Raw genomic sequence first — 20,211 nt, forward strand, 5'->3', positions numbered from 1 at the left:
GACTGCCTGATAATAATACATGATAATGGTAAAGCGATTTAGCAGTTTCTATCGGTTTTGACCTGCAATTATAATGTAGTGGTATCTTCATGAGGTAACCACCTTTACCTACCGTTTACCGCAAGTTTTAGCACGTTTACCAAACCGCGTATCCTCTGCTCAAGCCCGTTCAAATCCCGCCGTATAGTTCCCTCACGGCCCGCATCCGGCGGGTCGATTCGTTACCACGGTCGTGCGCGAGAGCGCATGGAAGGGGAAGTATCGTGAGCGATTGCAAGAGGGTTTACCGTTTTGGAACCGATGACCAGGGCACTTGTGTCACCGAGGGCGACAAGTCCATGAACTTCGTGCTTGGCGGCAAAGGCGCGAACCTTGCCGAGATGAGCCGTATCGGCCTGCCGGTTCCCGGTGGCTTTACCATTACCTGCCAGACCTGCGTTGAGTATTCTGGCGCCGGCAACGTGTGGCCGGAGGGCGCGCTCGACGAAATCGTTGCCGCCGAGGTCGACCTCGAGGCCCGCTGCGGCAAGAAGCTTGGCGACGCCCGTGACCCGCTGCTCGTCTCGGTGCGCTCGGGTGCTCCGTTTTCCATGCCCGGCATGATGGACACGGTCCTCAACCTGGGCCTCAACGACGATTCCGTCCAGGGCCTTATCGCCCAGACGCAGAACCCGCGCTTTGCCTGGGACAGCTATCGTCGCTTTATCCAGATGTTCTCCAACGTCGTCATGGGTGTTGACGCCGACCTGTTTGAGAATGCACTGACCCAGGCCCGCCTGGTCGCCGGCGTTCGCGTCGACTCCGAGCTATCGGCCGAGGACCTGCAGGAGCTCGTCGAGACGTTCAAGGGCATTTTCTCCGACAACGTCGAGGCCGCCCTGTACCCTGAGCTCGAGGTCGCGGACGGCAAGCCCGTCTTCCCACACGATCCGGAGCTCCAGCTGCGCCTCGCTATCCAGGCCGTCTTTGGCAGTTGGATGAACGAGCGCGCCTGCATCTACCGCAGACAGCACGGCATTTCCGATGACCTTGGCACCGCCGTCAACGTCCAGGCTATGGCCTTTGGCAATAAGGGCGAGACCTCGGCGACCGGCGTCGCCTTTACGCGCAACCCGGCCGACGGCACCAAGGAGTTCTACGGCGACTTTCTGGTCAACGCCCAGGGCGAGGACGTCGTCGCCGGCATCCGCAACACCGAGTCCATCGCCGACCTCAAGACTACCCCGGGCCTCGAGTCCGCAGGTGAGGAGCTCGAGCGTGTCTTCCTGACGCTTGAGGATCACTACCGCGACATGTGCGATATCGAGTTCACCATCGAGCAGGGCAAGCTCTGGATGCTCCAGACCCGCGTGGGAAAGCGTACCGCCACTGCCGCCCTGCGCATCGCTATCGAGATGGTCGAGGAAGGCCTCAGCACTCGTGAGGAGGCCGTGAGCCGCATTGACCCCTCGCAGCTCGACCAGCTCCTGCACCCGCAGTTCGACTCCTCCAAGAAGTACGAGGCGCTTGCACGCGGCCTTAACGCCAGCCCCGGTGCCGCCGTGGGCGAGGTCGTGTTCTCGAGTGACGACGCCGTCGCGCATTCTGCCGAGGGCCATAAGGTCATTCTGGTCCGCTGGGAGACCAACCCCGACGACCTGAAGGGTATGGTCGCCGCCGAGGGTATCTTGACGAGCCACGGTGGTAAGACGAGCCATGCCGCCGTTATCGCCCGTGGCATGGGTACCCCCTGCGTCTGCGGTGTCGAGCGTTTCCATATCGACGCGGCCGAGAAGGTCGTGCGTATCGAGGGTAGCGACCGTGTGCTGCACGAGGGCGACATCATCTCCATCGACGGAACCCAAGGCATCGTCGTTGATGGCGCTGTCGATTTGGTCTCCGCCGAGCTCACCGGCGACCTGGACACCATCCTATCCTGGGCCGACGAGATCCGCCTGGACGAGACCGCAGGCCACGCCAACCACGTGCGCGTCAACGCCGACAACCCCGAGGATGCCGAGCTTGCGCTCGAGTTTGGCGCCGGGGGCATCGGCCTGTGCCGCACCGAGCACATGTTCCTGGGCGATCGCAAGAACATTATCCAGAGTTTCATCCTGTCCGACGACGAGGCCGTGAAGCAGCAGGCCCTGGCCGATTTGCTCAAGGTCCAGACTGAGGACTTCCTGTCCATGTTCAAGACCATGTCCGGCCGCGATGTGGTCGTTCGTCTGCTCGATCCGCCGCTTCATGAGTTCCTGGATAATCCTCGCGAGCTCGAGGTCGCCATCACCAAGAAGGAAGCCGCCGGCGCCAGCGAGGAAGAGCTTGCCGCCCTGCGTGCCCGTCTGCGCCGTATCGACGGCATGGTCGAGTCCAACCCGATGCTCGGCCTGCGTGGCGTGCGCCTGTCCGTCGTCTTCGGTGACCTGCCGCTCATGCAGGTCCGTGCCGTGGCAACGGCTGCCGCCCGCCTTATCAAGGAAGGCGTCGATCCGCGTCCCGAGATTATGGTCCCGCTCGTTTCCATTACGGCCGAGCACGTTCAGACTCGCGAGGTCATCGAGCGCGTGATCGCCGAGGTCTCCGCCGAGGAGGGCGTCGAGCTCGACATTCCAGTGGGCACGATGCTCGAGCTGCCGCGCGCCTGCATGGTCGCCGACGAGATCGCCCAGCATGCTGACTTCTTCTGCTTTGGCACCAACGACCTCACACAGACGACCTTTGGCTTCTCTCGCGACGACGCCGAGGCTAAGTTCATCCCGCTGTACATGCATAAGAAGATCTTGAAGGACAACCCCTTCGAGACCATTGACACGGCGGTGCTGGAGCTCGTGCGCATGGCCGTCGAGAAGGGTCGCGCCACCAACCCTGGCATGCACTTTGGCGTGTGCGGCGAGCACGGCGGCGACCCCAAGTCCATCAAGGGCCTGTTCAACGTTGCCGACGTGGACTATGTGTCCTGCTCGCCCTATCGCGTACCCCTCGCACGTCTTGCGGCCGCTCAGGCCAAGCTTGAGGCGAAACGCTCCGCGTAACGTTTTTGGTTTAGACGCCTAGCGTAGGCCCCCCTCATGCCGCCCGTCTCATTCGTGAGGCGGGCGGTTATCATGTGCGGGTTTTGTCTTTTTGTCTGCATAAAAAATTGTTCTTGCAGCAGAAACCCGCGCGTGTATACTCGAATACGTTTGTTCAACTACGTGCCGGCCAAGGTGGTACGGCACCTCTAGAAGAGTAAGGAATTGCACATGGATTACATCCGCGCAATCGAGCGTCAGCAGATCCGCGAGGACATCCCGCAGGTCCGCGTTGCCGACAACGTCAAGGTTCACTATCGCATTAAGGAAGGCGATCGCGAGCGCATCCAGGTTTTCCAGGGTGACGTCATCCGCATGGCCGGCGCCGGTGCCCGTGAGACCTTCACCGTCCGCAAGATTTCCTTCGGTGTCGGTGTTGAGCGTACCTTCCCGCTTCACAGCCCCAAGATCGCCAAGCTCGAGGTCGTCCGTCATGGTCGCGTCCGTCGCGCCAAGCTGTACTACCTCCGCGACAAGGTGGGCAAGGCTGCTCGCATCCCCGAGAAGCGCTAAGAAGATCGCAGCGTCTGTCCACTCGTTTGGACAAAAGGGTCACCTTCGGGTGGCCCTTCTTTTTATCTGATTTGCATGCAAGGAGGCCCCGATATGGCCAACATGACGAGCTCGGTTTCGGCATCGCAGGTTGCCGGCGAGCTGGCGAGCGCCACGTTTGAGGAGATCCCCGCCCTCGTGGAGCATTATCGTGAGGATCCGCGCCAGCAAGTGATCAAGGCTTGCGAGCGTGCTCTTAAGCGCCATGCCAAGGAACTTGCCGAGCGCGAGCGCGTCAACGGTATGTACGAGCTGATGCACGAGCTCGGCGGGGATGGCGTGGTCGTGGGTGTCGACGAGGTGGGCCGCGGTTCGGTGGCCGGTCCTTTGACGGTGTGCGCCGTGTGCCTTCCCATGGAGCCGCGCGTCTGGGGCATCAACGATTCCAAAAAGCTCACGCCGGCGCGCCGCGAGCTGCTCTCGGTGAAGATTGCCGAGGTCGCGACGGCGATTGGTTTTTGCCATATCGCGCCTGCGGATATCGATGATATGGGTATGGCCCGCGCCATCCGCGCTGCCGTCGCGGGCGCCGTGGCCGATACGGGGCTCGAGCCCGATTGCGTGCTTATGGACGGTAACCCCTTGGGCGCCGTTCCCAACGAGCGCGACGTGGTGAAGGGCGATGCCAAAATCGCCTGCATCGCCGCGGCGTCCATCATGGCCAAGGTCACGCGTGACGAGATGATGGCCGAGTACGACGCCGAGTACCCCGAGTATCATTTGGCCGAGTCGAAGGGCTACGCAAGCCCCGAGCACATCGAGGCGATTCGCAAACATGGACTTTGTCCGCTGCATCGTGTGAGCTTTTGCGGAAACTTTCTGCAGACTGAGCGCCTTTTCTAGGTCAATTGTGGAGACAGGGACCTCTGGCGTTTTTTAAACCTGCTGGTAGCGGGCCGTGTGCAACGTGATTGTTGCGTGCGGCCCGTTTTTTGTCGGCATTTGGTCAGTTTTTGGTTTGTTTCCGGTACTTACCCGCATGAAAGGTGCCCTCATCATCGGGGCAATGCAGCGTGCGGGAAAGGAGACCCCATGTGTGCCGCAAGCAAAAAGAGCAAGACGCAGCAACTCAAGGAGCGCTGGGAAGACGGCGAGCTCGACTGCGGGGCGATGACGCCCGAGTTTATCAAGGGGCTCAGTCCCCGCGAGCTCGGCATGCTGGGCGAGCTGATCGCCATCGATTACTTTAACGAGCGTGGATACACCTTGTTGGAGCAGGGTTACCGTTGCATTGAGGGCGAAGCCGATCTGGTGCTGCTCGATGAGCTCGATGATGTCGTGGTGATGGCCGAGGTCAAGACGAGACGCGTCGCCCTGGATTGCACCACGCGGGTCTTTCCCGAGGAGGCCGTGGACGCCCAAAAGCAGCGTCGGTATCGCCGTATCGCAAGTTGCTATCTCATGGATCACTATCCGCTCAGGTTGATTCGCTTCGACGCCGTGGGCGTCACCATCCGCGGCGGGCATATCGCCGAGATCGAGCACCAGTACAATGCGTTCGATTGGCAGGTGTCGTGATGGCGTTCGAGACGTTTGCCGTACACGCGGCCTGCATCCGCGGCGTCGAGGCAATTCCCGTCACCGTCGAGGTCTCGCTTGCCGGTGGCGTTCCGGGTATCCAGATGCTCGGCATTCCGAGTATGGAGGTGATGGAGTCGCGCGGGCGTATCCGATGCGCCATGCGCTCGGCCGGCTTCGAGATCCCTCGGTCTGGCATTACCGTCAACCTGGCACCCGGCGATATCCGTAAAACTGGCAGCGGTTTTGACCTGCCGATTGCCATCGCGGTTCTGGCGGCCGATGGGCAGATTCCCCGTGACAACCTCGATCGCTGCCTTATCGCAGGTGAGCTTGGTCTGGACGGCACGGTGCTGCCCGTCAAGGGCGAGGTGGCGTTTCAGCTGTTGGCACGCGATATGGGGCTTTCCTTTATCGCCGGCAGGTCTGATCAGCATGTCCCGCTTGCGGGCGTTGACTGCGGGTTTATCGACCACCTCTCTCAGCTTGCCCATGGCATGGGCGATGCCGCACGGCATTACCTGGATTCTGAAGTGCTTGAGGCGGCCTTTGAGCCCGAGCTCGATTATGCCGACGTGCTGGGGCAGGAGGTCGCCAAACGCGGCATGGCGCTTGCGGCCGCCGGCGAGCTCGGCCTGCTCATGATCGGCTCGCCCGGTTCGGGCAAGACCATGCTTGCGCGGCGCATGACGGGCATTTTGCCCGAGCTTTCTCTCGAGGACCAGCAAGAGGCGCTGTGCATTCATTCGGTCTTGGGCGAGAACATCGATGGACTGCTTGCAGGGCATCGGCCCTTCCGCAGCCCGCATCACAGCATTTCGACCGCGGGGCTCATCGGCGGCGGGCGTCCGGTGCATCCGGGCGAAATTAGCCTGGCTCATGGCGGCGTGCTCTTTTTGGACGAGCTCGCCGAGTTTCCCACCGGCGTGCTGCAGACGCTGCGTCAGCCCATCGAGCGCGGTTACGTAAGGATCGTTCGTGTTGACGGGGCCTTTACGTTCCCGTCGCGCTTTCAGCTGCTAGCCGCGAGCAACCCCTGCCCCTGCGGGTTTTTGGGCGATCGCGAAGTGCCGTGTCGCTGTTCCGCGTCGATGGTCGAGCGCTATCGGGGCAAGTTGCGCGGTCCTTTGGCTGATCGTATCGACATGATGATCGACGTGACCCGCCCCGATCCTCAGGTGATCATTGAGGGCGCGGAGGGTATGTCATCGGCCGAGCTGCGCGATTACGTCGTGCGTGGGCGCGCCTTTCGCGCCTGGCGTGAATCCCGTATGGACGATGCGGACGGCGAGGCCGAGGAAGATGAGTCGCGGTCCATTGACGGCGTCGTCTCGACCTTTGGGCTTGATGAGGCCGCCGAGAAATGCGTGCTCGGCCTGTCGAAGCGCACGCATCTCACGGGTCGCGGCATCGTGCGCCTGGTACGCATCGCGCGCACGATCGCCGATGTTGCCGAAAGCGAACGGGTGATGCAGGATCACGTGCTCGAGGCGGCGATGTACCAGGGAAGGAGGGACCAATGATGGCCGAGGGGACCTTCGAGCTGCATCCAGGTGATGCGTTGTATCCCGAGACCGTTTTGGAGCTCTCTGATGTACCCCAGACGCTCTATGTGCGCGGCAACGCCGAGGTGCTTTCGACGCCCGCGCTCTCCATCATCGGCGCGCGCAAGGCATCGCCGTACGGTCTCGCCGTGGCAGAACTTGCGGCCAAGGTGGCGGTCGAGGCGGGGGTGACGGTGGTCTCGGGCGGTGCGGTCGGCTGCGACCAGGCGTCGGGTTGGGCCGCGGTCAACGCCGGGGGCAAGCACGTCGTGGTGTTGGGGACCGGCGCCGATGTTGTCTATCCGCGCTCGAGCGCCGGCCTCATCACGCGCACACTCGATACGGGCGGCGCGGTTGTTTCGATTTCGCCGTGGGGTATGGGGCCGCGTAAGTTCGCCTTTCCGCGGCGCAATCGCGTGATCGCCGCCTTGTCGCAGGCGCTCTTTGTTTCCGAGGCGGGCATGCCCTCGGGTACGTTCTCCACGGCGGAGGCCGCTATGGACTTGGGACGAGAGCTCCTTGCAGTGCCGGGCTCCATCCTTTCGCCCGAGTCGCGCGGGACCAACTATCTCATCGCTAACGGAGCCTGCTGCATCATCGACGAGGAATCAATCGAGATGGCCATCTCGCGCATCTACGGCACGCTGCGCTACTCGCGTCCCGATGCACCCGGCATCGCCGATTTGGACCCCACGCAGCAGACCGTGATGCACGCGCTTATCGCCTCGCCGCTCAAGGTCGACGACATTGCCGAGCTCGTCTCGCTTGATGCTGTCGGCGTGCTCAAGCTCTTGGGCTCGCTCGAGCTCGAGGGCCTTATCGAGCGCATGATGGATGGAAGGTATGCGCCCTCAAAGTTTGCGCTTCACGCCCAGACGCCCTTCGGTCACAATGGAAAGCGTGTCAATTAGAAAGGTGTTTGCAGATGCAGTTCGATCAGGTGACGGTTATCGGTGGCGGTCTGGCGGGTTCGGAATGTGCGATCCAGCTGGCAGATCGCGGGTTTGCCGTAAAGCTGTGCGAGATGCGCCCCCAGGTGAGCTCTCCGGCCCACCATACCGACCACCTGGCCGAGCTCGTCTGCTCAAATTCGTTTAAGTCTACCCGTCCGGATTCCGCTGCTGGCCTGCTAAAGGCCGAGCTCGAGCGCATGGGCTCGGTGCTGCTCGATTGTGCCCATCGCGCGGCCGTTCCCGCCGGCGGTGCCCTGGCGGTCGACCGCGTCAAGTTTTCCGAGCTTGTCGAGGCCGAGGTCGCCGCCCGACCCAATATCGAGGTCGTGCACGGCGAGGTCACGCAGATTCCCGAGGGCCACGTGGTCATTGCCGCGGGCCCGCTGTGTTCACCGGCATTGAGCGAAGAGGTCATGAAGCTCGTCGGTGGCGACGCCTTGGCGTTCTTTGATGCTGCCGCGCCGATCGTCGATGCCTCCACGCTCGATATGGACGTGCTGTTCTCGCAGTCGCGCTACGAGGAGCAGGGGAGCGGCGACTATCTCAACGCTCCGCTCAATAAGGAGGAGTACGAGGCCTTTATCGAGGCACTCACCACCGCCGACCGCGTGGTGCTCAAGGACTTTGAGGGTGGCGACCTGTTCCAGGCCTGTCAGCCTGCCGAGGAAGTCGCCCGCACCGGCAAGGATGCTATCCGCTTTGGCGCCATGAAGCCCGTCGGCCTGACCGACCCGCGTACCGGTCGTCGTCCCTGGGCGGCGATTCAGCTGCGTGCCGAGAACAAGGAAAAGACCGCCTATAACCTGGTGGGCTTCCAGACAAATCTGACTTTTGGCGAGCAGAAGCGTGTCTTCCATATGGTTCCGGGTCTGGAGAATGCCGAGTTCTTCCGTTATGGCGTCATGCACCGCAATACCTTTGTCGATGCGCCGCACGTTCTTGACGGCACCTTTGCCGTGCCCGGTACGAGCGTGCGCCTCGCCGGTCAGATCACCGGCACCGAAGGCTATATGGAGGCCGTGGCGACCGGTCTGCTCGCTGCGCTCAACACCTATGCCGAGGCTATCGGTGCGGCTCCTGTTGAGCTTCCTCGCGTGGGTGCCCTGGGCGCGCTTGTGGGCTATGCGACCGATCCGGCAACCGTGGGCTACCAGCCCATGCATGTCAATTTTGGCCTGGTGCCGCCGCTCGAGGACGGCAAGCGCCGCAGTAAACGCGACCGCTACCAGGCATATGCGGATCGCGCGCTCGAGGCCCTCGATGCCTACTTGGCCACGCGTTCCGACTTGTTTGGGGGCGACCGGTCATAGCCTTTGACCTGTACGATACCGTCGACTCGTTTATCGCCTACATCGCACGTGTCGAGGGGCTCTCTCCCAATACGGTGACTGCCTATGGATCGCGGTTGGAGCGCTTTGCTGCCTGGTGCGAGCGTACGGGTGTCGATGCGCGTATGGCCGATGTGCGTACCGTCCGCGCATATTTCGCCGAGTTTTCGCGCGAGCAGGTGGCGCCTCGCACCCTTGCGGCGCATTTGTCGGCTATTCGGTCGCTCTATCGTTGGATGGCTGCCGAGGGGATTGTCGAGGGCGATGCGGTCTCGGCGATCGCGTCGCCCAAGCTGCCGCGCGACCTGCCCGGTGTGCTGACGACCCAACAGGTCGAGGCGCTGCTCAAGACGCCTGATACTTCGACGCCCGTGGGACTGCGCGATGCGGCGATGCTCGAGCTGCTCTATGCCTCGGGTGCCCGCATCTCGGAGCTTGCCGCGCTTAACGTGGAATCCATCGCTTGGTCGGAGCGCGTGGTTCGCCTTTGGGGCAAGGGGAGCAAGGAGCGCATCGTTCCTCTGTATCGTCGCGCACTTGAGGCGACGCGCACCTATGTCGAGGAGGGGAGACCGGTGCTGCTCGCCCAGGCAAAGCACCGCGACGCCGCAGCCGGTCTGCATCCGCTGTTTATTTCTGCGCGCGGTAATCGCATGAGTGCCGCTATGCTCAGGCGACGGTTCCATATGCTGGCGACGTGCGCCGGCATTCCGGCCGACATCGCGCCTCATGCGATGCGTCATACGTTTGCGACCGATCTGCTTGAGGGCGGCGCGGATCTGCGTTCGGTTCAAGAGCTGCTGGGGCATGCGAGCCTGTCCACGACGCAGATCTACACGCATCTAACGCCCGACCGGCTTAAGCGCGCCGTGACCCAGGCCCATCCCCGGGGCGAGTAAGCTGGACGGCTCGCGTTGCGCTTAGGTGTGTGGTTTTGATTGCGGGTTGGCAGGAAGAGGCAATCCTGCTATCATTCATCGGGTTGCTTCACGGCAACAGGTTTTTATCACGCACGCGCGGCTACTTCATACCGTGGTGCCCGGGCTTTGGTAGCACATGTCCGGGTTGGTTTTGGAGGATGACCCCGCGCGGAGGCAAACCACAGGAGGTTTAACATGGCTACCAAGATTAATATCCGCACCCTGCTCGAGGCCGGCTGCCACTTCGGTCACCAGACCCGTCGCTGGAACCCCAAGATGAAGCCGTTCATCTTCGGTGAGCGCAACGGCATCTATATCCTCGACCTCAAGCAGACCATCCTCGACGCCGACCAGGCCTACACCTTTGTCAAGAACGTCGCCAAGGGTGGCAACGTTCTGTTCGTCGGCACCAAGAAGCAGGCTCAGGAGGCCGTCAAGAACGCCGCTGAGCGCGCCAACATGCCTTACATCAACCAGCGTTGGCTCGGTGGCATGCTGACCAACTTCGTCACCATCCGTTCCCGCATCAACCGCATGGAGGAGCTCGAGGCCATGGTCGAGGACGGCCGCATGGCAGTGCTCCCCAAGAAGGAGCAGGCTGTGCTCGGTAAGGAGCTCACTAAGCTCCAGACCAACCTCGGTGGCGCCCGCGACATGAAGGGTCTGCCCCAGGCTCTCTTCGTCATCGACACCAAGCGCGAGGAGAACGCCATCAAGGAGGCTCAGCGCCTGAACATCCCCGTCGTCGCCCTGATCGACACCAACTCCGATCCCGATGAGGTCGAGTACGGCATCCCCTGCAACGATGACGCTATCTCCGCTGTCACCCTTATGTGCGAGCTTATGGCTGACGCCTGCCTCGCTGGCTCCGGAAAGGAGCAGGTCTCCGAGGCCGAGATGGCCGCTGAGCCCAAGGCCGAGTAAATCAGTCTTAGTTCATTCTTTTCCATCTCTTTGAAAGGAACCACAATGGCCCAGATTACCGCCGCTATGGTCAAGCAGCTCCGCGAGATGACCGACTCCCCGATGATGGAGTGCAAGAAGGCTCTCGTCGAGGCTGACGGCGACATGGACGCCGCTGTCGACGTTCTGCGCAAGAACGGCCTCGCCAAGGCTGCCAAGAAGGCTGGCCGTGAGACCAACGAGGGCGCTGTCGCCGCGTTCGTCTCCGAGGACGGCAAGACCGGCGCTCTGCTCGAGCTCTCCTGCGAGACCGACTTCGTCGGCTCCAACGCCAAGTTCACCGGCTTTGCTTCCAAGGTCGCTGAGGTTGTCGCTACCACCGAGCCCGCTGACGTCGACGCTCTGCTCGAGAAGCCGATGGGCGAGGAGACCGTTTCCTCCGAGCTCACCGAGATGATTCACATCATGGGCGAGAACATGAAGATCTCCCGTTTCGCCGCCCGCAAGGCCGAGAACGGCGCTCTCGCTTCTTACATCCACATGGGTGGTAAGATCGGCGTTCTCGTCGAGTTCGCTTTCGAGAAGGCCGAGACCGCTCAGGCCGAGTCCTTCAAGACCTTTGCTCACGACGTTGCCCTTCAGGTTGCCGCCGTCGCCCCGATCTGCGCTACCCGCGATCAGGTTCCGGCCGAGACCGTCGAGCACGAGAAGCAGATCTACATGGCTCAGGCTGCCGAGTCCGGCAAGCCCGAGGCTATCCAGGAGAAGATGGCTGTTGGCCGTCTGGAGAAGTTCTACAAGCAGTCCGTGCTCACCGAGCAGGAGTTTATCAAGGACAGCTCCCTCACCATCAAGAAGTACGCTGAGCAGGTCTCCAAGGAGCTCGGCGATACCATTACCGTCGTTGCCTTTGACCGTCTGGTCCGTGGCGAGTAAATAAGCTCTTGTAGCTGGTAATGAGCAGGCTGTGGGTTTTACTCACAGCCTGCTTTTTCATGGCTCCCCGTTGAGCCTTTGATATTATGTTGTGAGTCTAATTAAAGGAGGATCGCTTTGTCCGACATCCGATATAAACGCGTGCTTCTGAAGCTCTCCGGCGAAGCGCTGATGGGCGATGGCAACTACGGCATCGACCCCAAGGTTACCGATCATCTTGCCAAGCAGGTCAAGGAGCTGCTCGCCTTTGGTCATGAGGTCGGCGTCGTTGTCGGCGGCGGCAACATTTTCCGCGGCATGGCCGGTGCTGCCGGTGGTATGGAGCGCGCCCAGGCCGATTACATGGGCATGCTCGCTACCGTTATGAATGCGCTTGCCCTGCAGGATGCCTTCGAGCACAACGATGTTCCCTGCCGCGTGATGAGCGCTATCCAGATGAACGAGATCTGCGAGCCCTATATTCGCCGCCGTGCCATCAACCATCTGTCCAAGGGCAACGTCGTTATCTTCGCCGCCGGATCGGGTAATCCGTACTTTACGACTGACACCGCTGCGTCCCTTCGCGCCTGCGAGATCGGTGCCGAGATTCTGATTAAAGCCACCAAGGTTGATGGCATCTACGACAAGGATCCCGTCAAGTGCGCCGACGCCGTCCGATTTGACAAGATCACCTATCACGAGGTGCTCGTTCGCGGCCTGCAGGTTATGGATTCCACGGCTACGGCTCTTTGCCAGGACAACCGTATGCCCATTTTGGTCCTCAACATCGATGGCGAGGACACCGTCAAGCGCGCGCTCGCGGGTGAACCCGTCGGCACGCTCGTCTATCAGGAGGATTAAGCATGGCAGAGAATATCACCGCCCACATGGACAAGTCACTCGAGTCCCTCAAGCACAACTTCTCCAAGGTCCGCACTGGCCGCGCTAACGCCAACATCCTGTCCGACATCACCGTCGACTACTACGGTGTTCCCACGCCCGTCACGCAGGTTGCCGCCGTTAAGACCCCCGAGGCCCACATGCTGCTTATCGAGCCGTGGGACAAGGCACTCATCAATGCCATCGTCAAGGCCATCGGTGCCTCCGACCTGGGCATTACCCCCAACTCCGATGGCACCGTCGTGCGTCTGCCGTTCCCGGCTCCCACCGAGGAGCGTCGTCGCGAGCTCGTTAAGGAGTGCCGCGAGTACGCCGAGCAGGCCAAGGTCTCCATCCGCAACATCCGCCGCGACTTTAACAACAAGCTCGAGCGCGACGAGGAGCTCACCGAGGACGATGTCCGTCGCGAGCAGGCCAAGGTCCAGAAGTATACCGATGAGTATGTTGCCAAGGTCGAGGAGCTTCTGAAGGAAAAAGAAGCCGAGGTCATGGAGATCTAAGGTGCAATACGACGAGCATAAACTGGTCGAGTACTTTGCCGACGCCCCTGCGGGCGTCGGTTTTTCCGACCTTGACCTCAATAACATTCCGCACCATATTTCGTGCATCATGGACGGCAACGGCCGTTGGGCTACGGCACGCGGTCTTGCCCGCACCGAAGGCCACAAGGCCGGCATCGTCTCGCTACGCGAGATCATTACCGCCTGCGTGCGCCTGGGCGTCGACGTTCTTTCGGCCTATGCGTTTTCGACCGAAAACTGGAATCGCCCGCAGCACGAAGTCAACGTTCTGATGCACCTGTTTGCCAAGACGTTTATCGATGAGCTACCGCTGCTTAAGCGCGAGAATGTTCGCGTTGTCTTTTTGGGCGATATTTCCGCGCTGCCCAAGAAGACCCGCGACGTCTTTGAGCGCGGCCTTGCCGAGTGCGCCGACCATACCGGTATGACGCTGGCGCTGGCCGTTAACTACGGTGCCCGTGCCGAGATCACCCGCGCTGTCCGTCAGCTCGCGCTCGATGCCGCCGCCGGAAAGATCGATCCCGCCGCTATCGACGACAATATGGTGGCTTCGCACCTGTACACCGCGGGTCTTCCCGATCCGGAGCTCGTGATTCGCACTTCTGGCGAGCTTCGCCTTTCGAACTATCTGCTGTGGCAGGTTGCCTATTCCGAGTTCTATGTCACCGATACCTATTGGCCCGACTTTGATCGTTGGGGCCTTGTCGACGCCATTTTGGCCTTCCAGGGTCGCGACCGTAGATTTGGTGGACTGAGTAAGACCGAGGAGGCTTAATCGTGTCCGAACGTCCCAAGGTATCCGCTCCCAAGGTTCCTACTTCAGCGACGCCCGCGCGTAAGGCTGCCACTACGGGAGCGCCTGCAGCGAAGAGTGGCTCCGGTTCGTGGCTGGCGGGCTTCATCACCCGTGCCGCCGCCGGTATCGTCTATGCCGTTGTCTTTATCCTGTGCCTGGTTTTGGGCATTGTTCCCACGGCCATCTTCGTGTCCGTCATGAGCGGTCTGTGCTGCTATGAGTTCTTCCGCATGACGAGGCTCGACGGCAAGGTTGCCAACGAGCGCCTTGGTATCGCTGCCGCCGTGCTCTTTCCGCTCTCGGCACTGGGCGATTCGCTGCTGTTGAACGCCCTGCTGTTCGCTTTGATGCTTGCGGTTGGTATCTGGTATGTCTGGTCTCAGCGCACTCGCATCTCTGACGTTGCCGTGACACTCATGGGCCCTATCTACACTGGCTTTATGCTGTCGGCTATCGTGCTGCTGCGCGATGCCGTGCCCGGTTTTGCCGGCGCCCTGCTTTCGGTGGGCGTTTGCGCGTCCCTTTGGGTCTCCGACTCGTTTGCCTACATCGTGGGCAGCCGCATCGGCAAGCATAAGATGGTTCCCAAGATCTCTCCCAAAAAGAGCTGGGAAGGCTTTGTCGGCGGCATCTTGGGCTCTGTCTTGATCTGGCTCATCCTGTGGGCAACGCACTTCTATAAGCTGAGCCTGCCCTATGCACTGCTGTGCGGCGTGGTCGTCTCCATCCTGGGCGTTATCGGCGACCTCATCGAGTCGCGTATCAAGCGCGGCGTGGGCGTCAAAGATTCCGGCAATCTCATCCCGGGCCACGGCGGCATGCTCGACCGCAGCGATTCGCTCATCTTTGGCTGCATTACCGCGCAGCTGCTGCTGATGATCGGAGGCGTGCTGTAATGGCTTATCAGACCACCTACGGTCCCGACGGGCGTCTTCGTGTTGCCGTTCTGGGCTGTACGGGTTCTATCGGCACTCAGGCGCTTGACGTGTGCCGCCAGCATGCCGATCGCCTGCAGGTGACGGCACTGTCCGTAAACTCCAGCACCTCCGAGCTCGTTGCCGCTGCCCGTGAGTTCTCGGTTCCGGCGGTTGCCGTGGCGGACGTCTCCCATGGCGCCGACGCCGTCCTGCAGGAACTGCCCGAGGGCACGGAGCTCGGCGTTGGCGCGCAGGCCGTGTGCGAGCTTGCACGCCGCGATGATGTCGATTGCGTGCTCGTGGCCATCGTGGGCGCTGCCGGTCTCGAGGCGAGCCATGCTGCCCTGACCTCGAACAAGCGTCTTGCCCTGGCTAACAAGGAGTCGCTCGTTGTCGGTGGCGATCTGCTTATGCCGTTGGCACAGCCGGGTCAGCTTATCCCGGTCGACTCCGAGCATTCTGCCATCTACCAGTGCTATCTGGGCGAGAATCCGCGCGAGGCTCACTGCATTTGGCTTACCTGCTCGGGCGGCCCGTTCTTTGGCCGCACGCGTGACGAGCTCGATCGCGTGACGCGCACCGATGCCCTGGCTCATCCTACGTGGGCTATGGGTGCCAAGATCACGATCGACTCCGCCACCCTCATGAACAAGGGTCTGGAGCGTATCGAGGCCATGCATCTGTTTGGCTGCGATCTCGATTTCATTAACGTGGTCGTGCAGCGCCAGTCCAAGATTCACTCCATGGTCGAGTTTGCCGACGGCTCTGTGATGGCGCATCTCGGTGCTTCCGACATGCGTATTCCCATTCAGTTTGCCTTCTCGTATCCTGAGCGTTGGGATACGCCGGCTCCGCGTATCGATTTCCGCGAGTTGGGGCAGCTTACCTTTGACGCGGCCGATATGGATACCTTCCGCTGCCTAGCGCTGGCCGAACGTGCCGGCAAGACGGGCGGCACCATGCCGTGCGTGCTCAATGCCGCCAACGAGGTCGCCGTCGATGCCTTCCTGCATGATGGCTGCAGCTTTACCGATATCGACCGCATAGTGGAATCCTGCATGGATGCTCACGATGCGCAGACGGTCGATTCGTTTGAACAGCTTCGCGACATCGATGCGTGGGCGCGTGAAAAGGCCGCGCAGGTGCTCGCCGCATCCCGTTCTTAACCCATAAGGATTGCTTTTTCGTTTTATGGATACTGTTCTGAGCGTTCTCTCATCGGTCTTTTGGGGCCTGCTGATGCTTTCCGTCCTCGTGTTTTTGCACGAGGGCGGCCACTTTTTGGCGGCGCGTGCCTGTGGCGTCCGGGTGACTGAGTTCTTTTTGGGCCTGCCGTGTCGCTTTGATATCCACCACACATCGCGTCGCATCGGCACCAAGTTTGGCGTGACGCCGCTGCTGCTGGGTGGCTATGCTGCCATCTGTGGCATGGATCCGACCGATGTCTCGTGTGCCGATCGCGTGCTCGCGGCCATCTATCGCCACGGCCGTGTGACGGTGGCCGATCTTGCTTTCGAGCTCGAGCTGTCCGAGGAGGATGTTCTCGAGGCTTGTGCTTTGCTGTTGGGCTGGGGCTCCATCGCCCCCTGGTATGAAGAAGGGGAAAAGCCTTCGCCCAGTTACTATCCCACCAAGTACCAGACCCTGCCGCGCGATGCTGCAGGATATACCACCTTTGACGGTCGCAAGTTCGATCGAGAGCATGCGACTGCCGAGGGCGATGTATGGGAACTGCCGTGCGGCGAGGCCGAATTCCTTGCACGTGAGCGCTCGCACACCTATTTGGGCCAGGGCTTTGTTAAACGTGCCTTTATGCTGCTTGCGGGCATTATCGTCAATATCCTGACGGGCTTTTTGCTCCTTATGAGCATCTATTCCATCGCAGGTGTCACGGTGCCGGTGGATACCAATGTGATTGGCCAGGTTGACGAAGGCTCGATTGCCGCCGCGGCGGGAATCGAGGGCGGCGACGCGATCCTTTCGGTCGACGGAGTATCGTGCTCTACCTGGATGGACGTTTACGATGCCATTGGCAAGGCTGCCGGTAAGGACGATATCGCCATCGAGTACGAGCGTGACGGCAAGCGGCATTCGACCACGGTTGCACTCAAAGAGGACGAGCGCCTAGGTGTGTATGCCTCTACGCAGGTGGTCCGTTTAGACCCCATCACGTCGGCTCGTCTGTCCTTCTCCTATGTCGTGCAGACAGCGGAGGGTGTGATGCGTCTGCTCCAGCCGCAGCATACGATGGAGATTCTCGATCAGTCCTCTTCGATCGTGGGTATTAGCGTTATGTCCTCGCAGGCTGCTGCTGCCGGCCCTGCCACGTTCCTTTCGTTTGCCGCCCTCATTTCGTTCTCGCTTGGCTTTATGAACCTGCTGCCTATCCCACCGCTCGATGGCGGCAAGCTGGTCATCGAGATTATTCAAAAGATTGCTGGCCGCGAGCTTCCGCTCAAGGTCCAGACGATTGTGAGCTATGTGGGCATCGCGCTCTTTGCGCTGCTGTTTGTCTATATGCTTCGTTCCGACGTCCTTCGATTTATTCTGTAGGGGAGTGGTTGGATTGTCTTTATCCCATCCTTTGCCTCGCGAGCTGACGCGTCCCGTGCATGTGGGCGGCGTGCAGATCGGTGGCGGCGCGCCGGTGGTGGTCCAGTCCATGACCTGCACCGATACCGCTGATGCCCAGGCAACGCTTGCGCAAGTGCGTGCTTTGGCGCAGGCTGGCTGCGATATCGTGCGCGTGAGTGTGCCCACCGAGGCCGCGCTTGAGGGTTTCCGCACCATCTGTGCCGAGTCTCCAGTGCCGATTGTCGCCGATATCCACTTTAACCATAAGCTCGCCATTGGTGCCGTTGAGGCCGGTGCCGCTAAGCTGCGCATCAATCCCGGCAATATCGGCGATTGGGCCAAGGTTGACGCGGTGATCGATGCTGCGGGTGCCGCGGGCTGCGCGATTCGTATCGGCGTCAATGCCGGTTCGCTTGAGCAGGATATCGCCGAGCGTGACGACCTCACGCAGCCCGAAAAGCTCGTGATGTCGAGCGAGCGTTTCGTCAAACATTTTGAAGACCGCGGCTTTACGAACATTGTGCTTTCGGCCAAGGCCCATAGCGTGCAAACGACGCTCGATACCTATCGAGCCCTGTCGCGTGAGATTCCCCACGTTCCGCTTCACTTGGGCGTAACCGAGGCGGGTACCAAGCTGCAGGGCACCATCAAGAGCTCGGTGGGCCTTGGTATCCTGCTGTCTGAGGGTATTGGCGACACCATGCGCGTCTCGCTTACGGCCGATCCGGTTGAGGAGCCGCCGGTCGCCTGGGGAATTTTGCAGTCGCTGGGCCTGCGTCGCCGTGGTCCCGAGATTGTCTCGTGCCCCACGTGCGCCCGCTGCCAGGTTAACCTGATCGCAATCGCTGAGGAAGTAACCGAGCGACTTAAGAACTATGCCGCGCCGCTTTCGATTGCCGTCATGGGATGTGCCGTTAATGGCCCCGGTGAGGCTTCTGATGCCGATCTGGGCGTTGCTTGCGGACGTGGTCAGGCCCTGCTCTTTTCGCATGGCCAGATCATTGGTAAAGTAGCTGAGGATCAAATTGTCGACGCGCTTATGGCCGAGGTCGACAAGCTTATTGAGGAGAAATAAATGACTCGAGCAATGTATATGTCTAAGCTCTATGCGCCGACGCTCAAAGAGGATCCGGCCGACGCCGAGCTTGCAAGCCATCGTCTGCTGCTTCGTGCCGGTATGATCCGCAAGGAGGCCGCCGGTCTCTATTCCTATCTGCCGCTCGCTTGGCGCTCGATTCGTAAGATCGAGAACATCGTGCGCGACGAGATGGACGCCGCCGGCGCCCAGGAGCTCATGATGCCCATTATGGTCGATGCCGAGCTGTGGCGTGAGTCCGGCCGCATCGATGCCTATGGCAAGGAGCTCGTGCGCTTTGACGACCGTCATGGTCGCGAGTTTGTGCTGGGCCCCACGCACGAGGAGACCGTCACGGCTCTGGTGCGCAACGAGCTGCGCTCCTATAAGCAGCTGCCCGTCAACCTGTACCACATTCAGGACAAGTTCCGCGATGAGTTCCGTCCCCGCTTTGGCCTGATGCGCGGCCGTGAGTTCATCATGAAGGACGCCTACAGCTTCTCTGCTACGCAGGAGAGTCTGCAGGAGGAGTACGACAAGATGAAGCAGGCCTACGCCAACATCTGCGAGCGCTGCTACATCAAGGCTCTGCCCGTTGTCGCCGACTCCGGCGAGATCGGCGGCGACACCTCCGTCGAGTACATGGCGCTGGCCGACGCCGGCGAGGCTTCGCTCGTCTACTGCGACGATTGCGGCTTTGCTGCCGATGACGAGGCTGCAAGCACCAAGGTCGTTGTGACCGAGGGTCCCGGCGACGGCACGCTCACCAAGGTCGAGACTCCGGGTATGGGCACCATCGAGGCCGTCGCCAAGTTCTTCGGCTTCCCCGAGAACGGCACGCGCAAGTCGCTGGCGTTGATTGACTCCGAGGGCAAGCCGGTCGTGGCCATTGTTCCGGGCGACCACGAGCTCAACGACTGTAAGGCCGAGCACGTCTTTGGCAAGGGCTATCGCATGATGACTGACGAGGAGCTCCAGACCTACGGGCTGCATAAGGGCTTTATCGGACCGGTTAACCTGCCCGAGGGCATTCGTCTGGTCTGCGACGAGAGTCTGCGCGAGTCCAAACAGTGGGCCTGCGGTGCCAACGAGGCCGACTATCACTTTACCGGCGCCTGCCCCGAGCGCGACTTTACCGTCGACGAGTGGGCCGACCTGGTTACCGTCGTCGCCGGCGATCCCTGCCCGCACTGCGGCAAGCCGCTGTCTGCTGCTCGCGGTATCGAGGTCTCCCAGGTCTTCCAGCTGGGCACCAAGTACTCCGAGGCCATGGGTGCCACCTTTATGGACGAGGACGGCAAGGAGAAGCCGCTTATCATGGGTTGCTACGGCGTTGGCGTGTCTCGCTCGCTCGCTGCCGTCGTGGAGCAGCACAATGACGAGCACGGCATCGTCTGGCCGGTCTCCGTTGCCCCGTACGAGGTTGCTGTGATTCCGCTCGACCCCAAGAAGGAGGAGTGCGCTACCGTCTGCGAGCAGATCGTTGATGGCCTGTGCGCCGAGGGTATCGAGGTCGTCGTCGATGACCGTGACGAGCGTCCCGGCTTTAAATTTGCCGACAACGACCTTATGGGCTTCCCGTATCAGGTCGTTCTGGGTAAGCGTGGCCTCAAGAACGGCACCGTCGAGCTCAAGGACCGTGCCACGGGTGAGCGCGAGGACGTGGCGATCGACGAGGTCGTCGCCAAGGTCGCCGAGCTTGTGAAGGCGGCACGCCGTTAATCGGCGATTTCGCTTGTAGT

At 61.2% G+C, this 20,211-nt stretch carries 18 protein-coding genes; all 18 read left to right on the forward strand.

Annotated elements, in window-relative coordinates; genetic code table 11:
* Window positions 1-263 precede the first annotated feature (263 nt).
* The 18 genes from ppdK (at window position 264) to GT495_RS02290 (ending at window position 20,191) form a co-directional block, all read left to right on the forward strand.
* Window positions 264-3,014 carry a pyruvate, phosphate dikinase gene (gene ppdK, locus GT495_RS02205; RefSeq protein WP_161161332.1) on the forward strand — a complete coding sequence of 917 codons (2,751 nt, stop codon included), beginning with the start codon at window positions 264-266 and terminating at the stop codon, window positions 3,012-3,014.
* 210 nt (window positions 3,015-3,224) lie between these two features.
* The gene (rplS, locus tag GT495_RS02210; RefSeq protein ID WP_117583231.1) at window positions 3,225-3,566 is read left to right on the forward strand and encodes a 50S ribosomal protein L19; all 342 of its coding nucleotides are present in this window, start codon (window positions 3,225-3,227) and stop codon (window positions 3,564-3,566) included.
* Between the two features lie 93 nt (window positions 3,567-3,659).
* Window positions 3,660-4,448, forward strand: coding sequence for a ribonuclease HII (locus GT495_RS02215; RefSeq protein ID WP_161161333.1), 789 nt, complete (start codon window positions 3,660-3,662; stop codon window positions 4,446-4,448).
* 189 nt (window positions 4,449-4,637) lie between these two features.
* On the forward strand, window positions 4,638-5,123 hold the full coding sequence (locus GT495_RS02220) for a YraN family protein (RefSeq protein WP_161161334.1): 486 nt from the start codon (window positions 4,638-4,640) through the stop codon (window positions 5,121-5,123).
* A complete protein-coding gene (locus tag GT495_RS02225; protein WP_161161335.1) occupies window positions 5,123-6,646 on the forward strand; it encodes a YifB family Mg chelatase-like AAA ATPase in 1,524 nt (507 codons plus the stop codon). The genes GT495_RS02220 and GT495_RS02225 overlap by 1 nt, the downstream gene beginning before the upstream one ends.
* Window positions 6,643-7,578, forward strand: coding sequence for a DNA-processing protein DprA (locus GT495_RS02230; protein WP_370457565.1), 936 nt, complete (start codon window positions 6,643-6,645; stop codon window positions 7,576-7,578). Before GT495_RS02225 ends, GT495_RS02230 begins: the two co-directional genes overlap by 4 nt.
* A 14-nt stretch (window positions 7,579-7,592) precedes the next feature.
* A complete protein-coding gene (trmFO, locus tag GT495_RS02235; protein WP_161161337.1) occupies window positions 7,593-8,930 on the forward strand; it encodes a methylenetetrahydrofolate--tRNA-(uracil(54)-C(5))-methyltransferase (FADH(2)-oxidizing) TrmFO in 1,338 nt (445 codons plus the stop codon).
* Window positions 8,931-8,938: 8 nt separating this feature from the next.
* A complete protein-coding gene (locus GT495_RS02240; protein WP_192924103.1) occupies window positions 8,939-9,847 on the forward strand; it encodes a tyrosine recombinase in 909 nt (302 codons plus the stop codon).
* 216 nt (window positions 9,848-10,063) lie between these two features.
* Window positions 10,064-10,792 (forward strand): 30S ribosomal protein S2, encoded by a 729-nt coding sequence (rpsB, locus tag GT495_RS02245; protein ID WP_006236109.1) that lies wholly within the window; start codon window positions 10,064-10,066, stop codon window positions 10,790-10,792.
* Between the two features lie 45 nt (window positions 10,793-10,837).
* Entirely contained in the window at window positions 10,838-11,707 is an 870-nt protein-coding gene (gene tsf / locus GT495_RS02250; RefSeq protein WP_022094736.1) for a translation elongation factor Ts, read from the forward strand.
* Between the two features lie 117 nt (window positions 11,708-11,824).
* A complete protein-coding gene (pyrH, locus tag GT495_RS02255; RefSeq protein ID WP_152073854.1) occupies window positions 11,825-12,547 on the forward strand; it encodes a UMP kinase in 723 nt (240 codons plus the stop codon).
* Between the two features lie 2 nt (window positions 12,548-12,549).
* Window positions 12,550-13,086 carry a ribosome recycling factor gene (gene frr / locus GT495_RS02260; RefSeq protein WP_161161338.1) on the forward strand — a complete coding sequence of 179 codons (537 nt, stop codon included), beginning with the start codon at window positions 12,550-12,552 and terminating at the stop codon, window positions 13,084-13,086.
* 1 nt (window position 13,087) lies between these two features.
* Window positions 13,088-13,882, forward strand: coding sequence for an isoprenyl transferase (locus tag GT495_RS02265; RefSeq protein WP_161161339.1), 795 nt, complete (start codon window positions 13,088-13,090; stop codon window positions 13,880-13,882).
* 2 nt (window positions 13,883-13,884) lie between these two features.
* A complete protein-coding gene (locus tag GT495_RS02270) occupies window positions 13,885-14,799 on the forward strand; it encodes a phosphatidate cytidylyltransferase (protein WP_370457566.1) in 915 nt (304 codons plus the stop codon).
* Window positions 14,799-15,986, forward strand: coding sequence for a 1-deoxy-D-xylulose-5-phosphate reductoisomerase (gene dxr, locus GT495_RS02275; protein ID WP_161161340.1), 1,188 nt, complete (start codon window positions 14,799-14,801; stop codon window positions 15,984-15,986). Before GT495_RS02270 ends, dxr begins: the two co-directional genes overlap by 1 nt.
* A 25-nt stretch (window positions 15,987-16,011) precedes the next feature.
* Entirely contained in the window at window positions 16,012-17,373 is a 1,362-nt protein-coding gene (locus GT495_RS02280) for an RIP metalloprotease (protein WP_161161341.1), read from the forward strand.
* 13 nt (window positions 17,374-17,386) lie between these two features.
* Window positions 17,387-18,469 carry a flavodoxin-dependent (E)-4-hydroxy-3-methylbut-2-enyl-diphosphate synthase gene (ispG, locus tag GT495_RS02285; protein WP_117735231.1) on the forward strand — a complete coding sequence of 361 codons (1,083 nt, stop codon included), beginning with the start codon at window positions 17,387-17,389 and terminating at the stop codon, window positions 18,467-18,469.
* Window positions 18,470-20,191 carry a proline--tRNA ligase gene (locus tag GT495_RS02290; RefSeq protein WP_240128065.1) on the forward strand — a complete coding sequence of 574 codons (1,722 nt, stop codon included), beginning with the start codon at window positions 18,470-18,472 and terminating at the stop codon, window positions 20,189-20,191.
* Window positions 20,192-20,211 lie beyond the last annotated feature (20 nt).

Source organism: Collinsella sp. BIOML-A6, from assembly GCF_009875845.1.
In the GTDB taxonomy this organism is placed as follows: Bacteria; Actinomycetota; Coriobacteriia; order Coriobacteriales; family Coriobacteriaceae; genus Collinsella; species Collinsella aerofaciens_H.

Bases quoted from the DNA above. Each gene is read 5' to 3' on its own strand.
- rplS (WP_117583231.1), top strand. From the start codon at position 3,225: ATGGATTACATCCGCGCAATCGAGCGTCAGCAGATCCGCGAGGACATC.
- GT495_RS02215 (WP_161161333.1), top strand. From the start codon at position 3,660: ATGGCCAACATGACGAGCTCGGTTTCGGCATCGCAGGTTGCCGGCGAG.
- GT495_RS02220 (WP_161161334.1), top strand. From the start codon at position 4,638: ATGTGTGCCGCAAGCAAAAAGAGCAAGACGCAGCAACTCAAGGAGCGC.
- GT495_RS02225 (WP_161161335.1), top strand. From the start codon at position 5,123: ATGGCGTTCGAGACGTTTGCCGTACACGCGGCCTGCATCCGCGGCGTC.
- GT495_RS02230 (WP_370457565.1), top strand. From the start codon at position 6,643: ATGATGGCCGAGGGGACCTTCGAGCTGCATCCAGGTGATGCGTTGTAT.
- trmFO (WP_161161337.1), top strand. From the start codon at position 7,593: ATGCAGTTCGATCAGGTGACGGTTATCGGTGGCGGTCTGGCGGGTTCG.
- rpsB (WP_006236109.1), top strand. From the start codon at position 10,064: ATGGCTACCAAGATTAATATCCGCACCCTGCTCGAGGCCGGCTGCCAC.
- tsf (WP_022094736.1), top strand. From the start codon at position 10,838: ATGGCCCAGATTACCGCCGCTATGGTCAAGCAGCTCCGCGAGATGACC.
- frr (WP_161161338.1), top strand. From the start codon at position 12,550: ATGGCAGAGAATATCACCGCCCACATGGACAAGTCACTCGAGTCCCTC.
- dxr (WP_161161340.1), top strand. From the start codon at position 14,799: ATGGCTTATCAGACCACCTACGGTCCCGACGGGCGTCTTCGTGTTGCC.
- GT495_RS02280 (WP_161161341.1), top strand. From the start codon at position 16,012: ATGGATACTGTTCTGAGCGTTCTCTCATCGGTCTTTTGGGGCCTGCTG.
- GT495_RS02290 (WP_240128065.1), top strand. From the start codon at position 18,470: ATGACTCGAGCAATGTATATGTCTAAGCTCTATGCGCCGACGCTCAAA.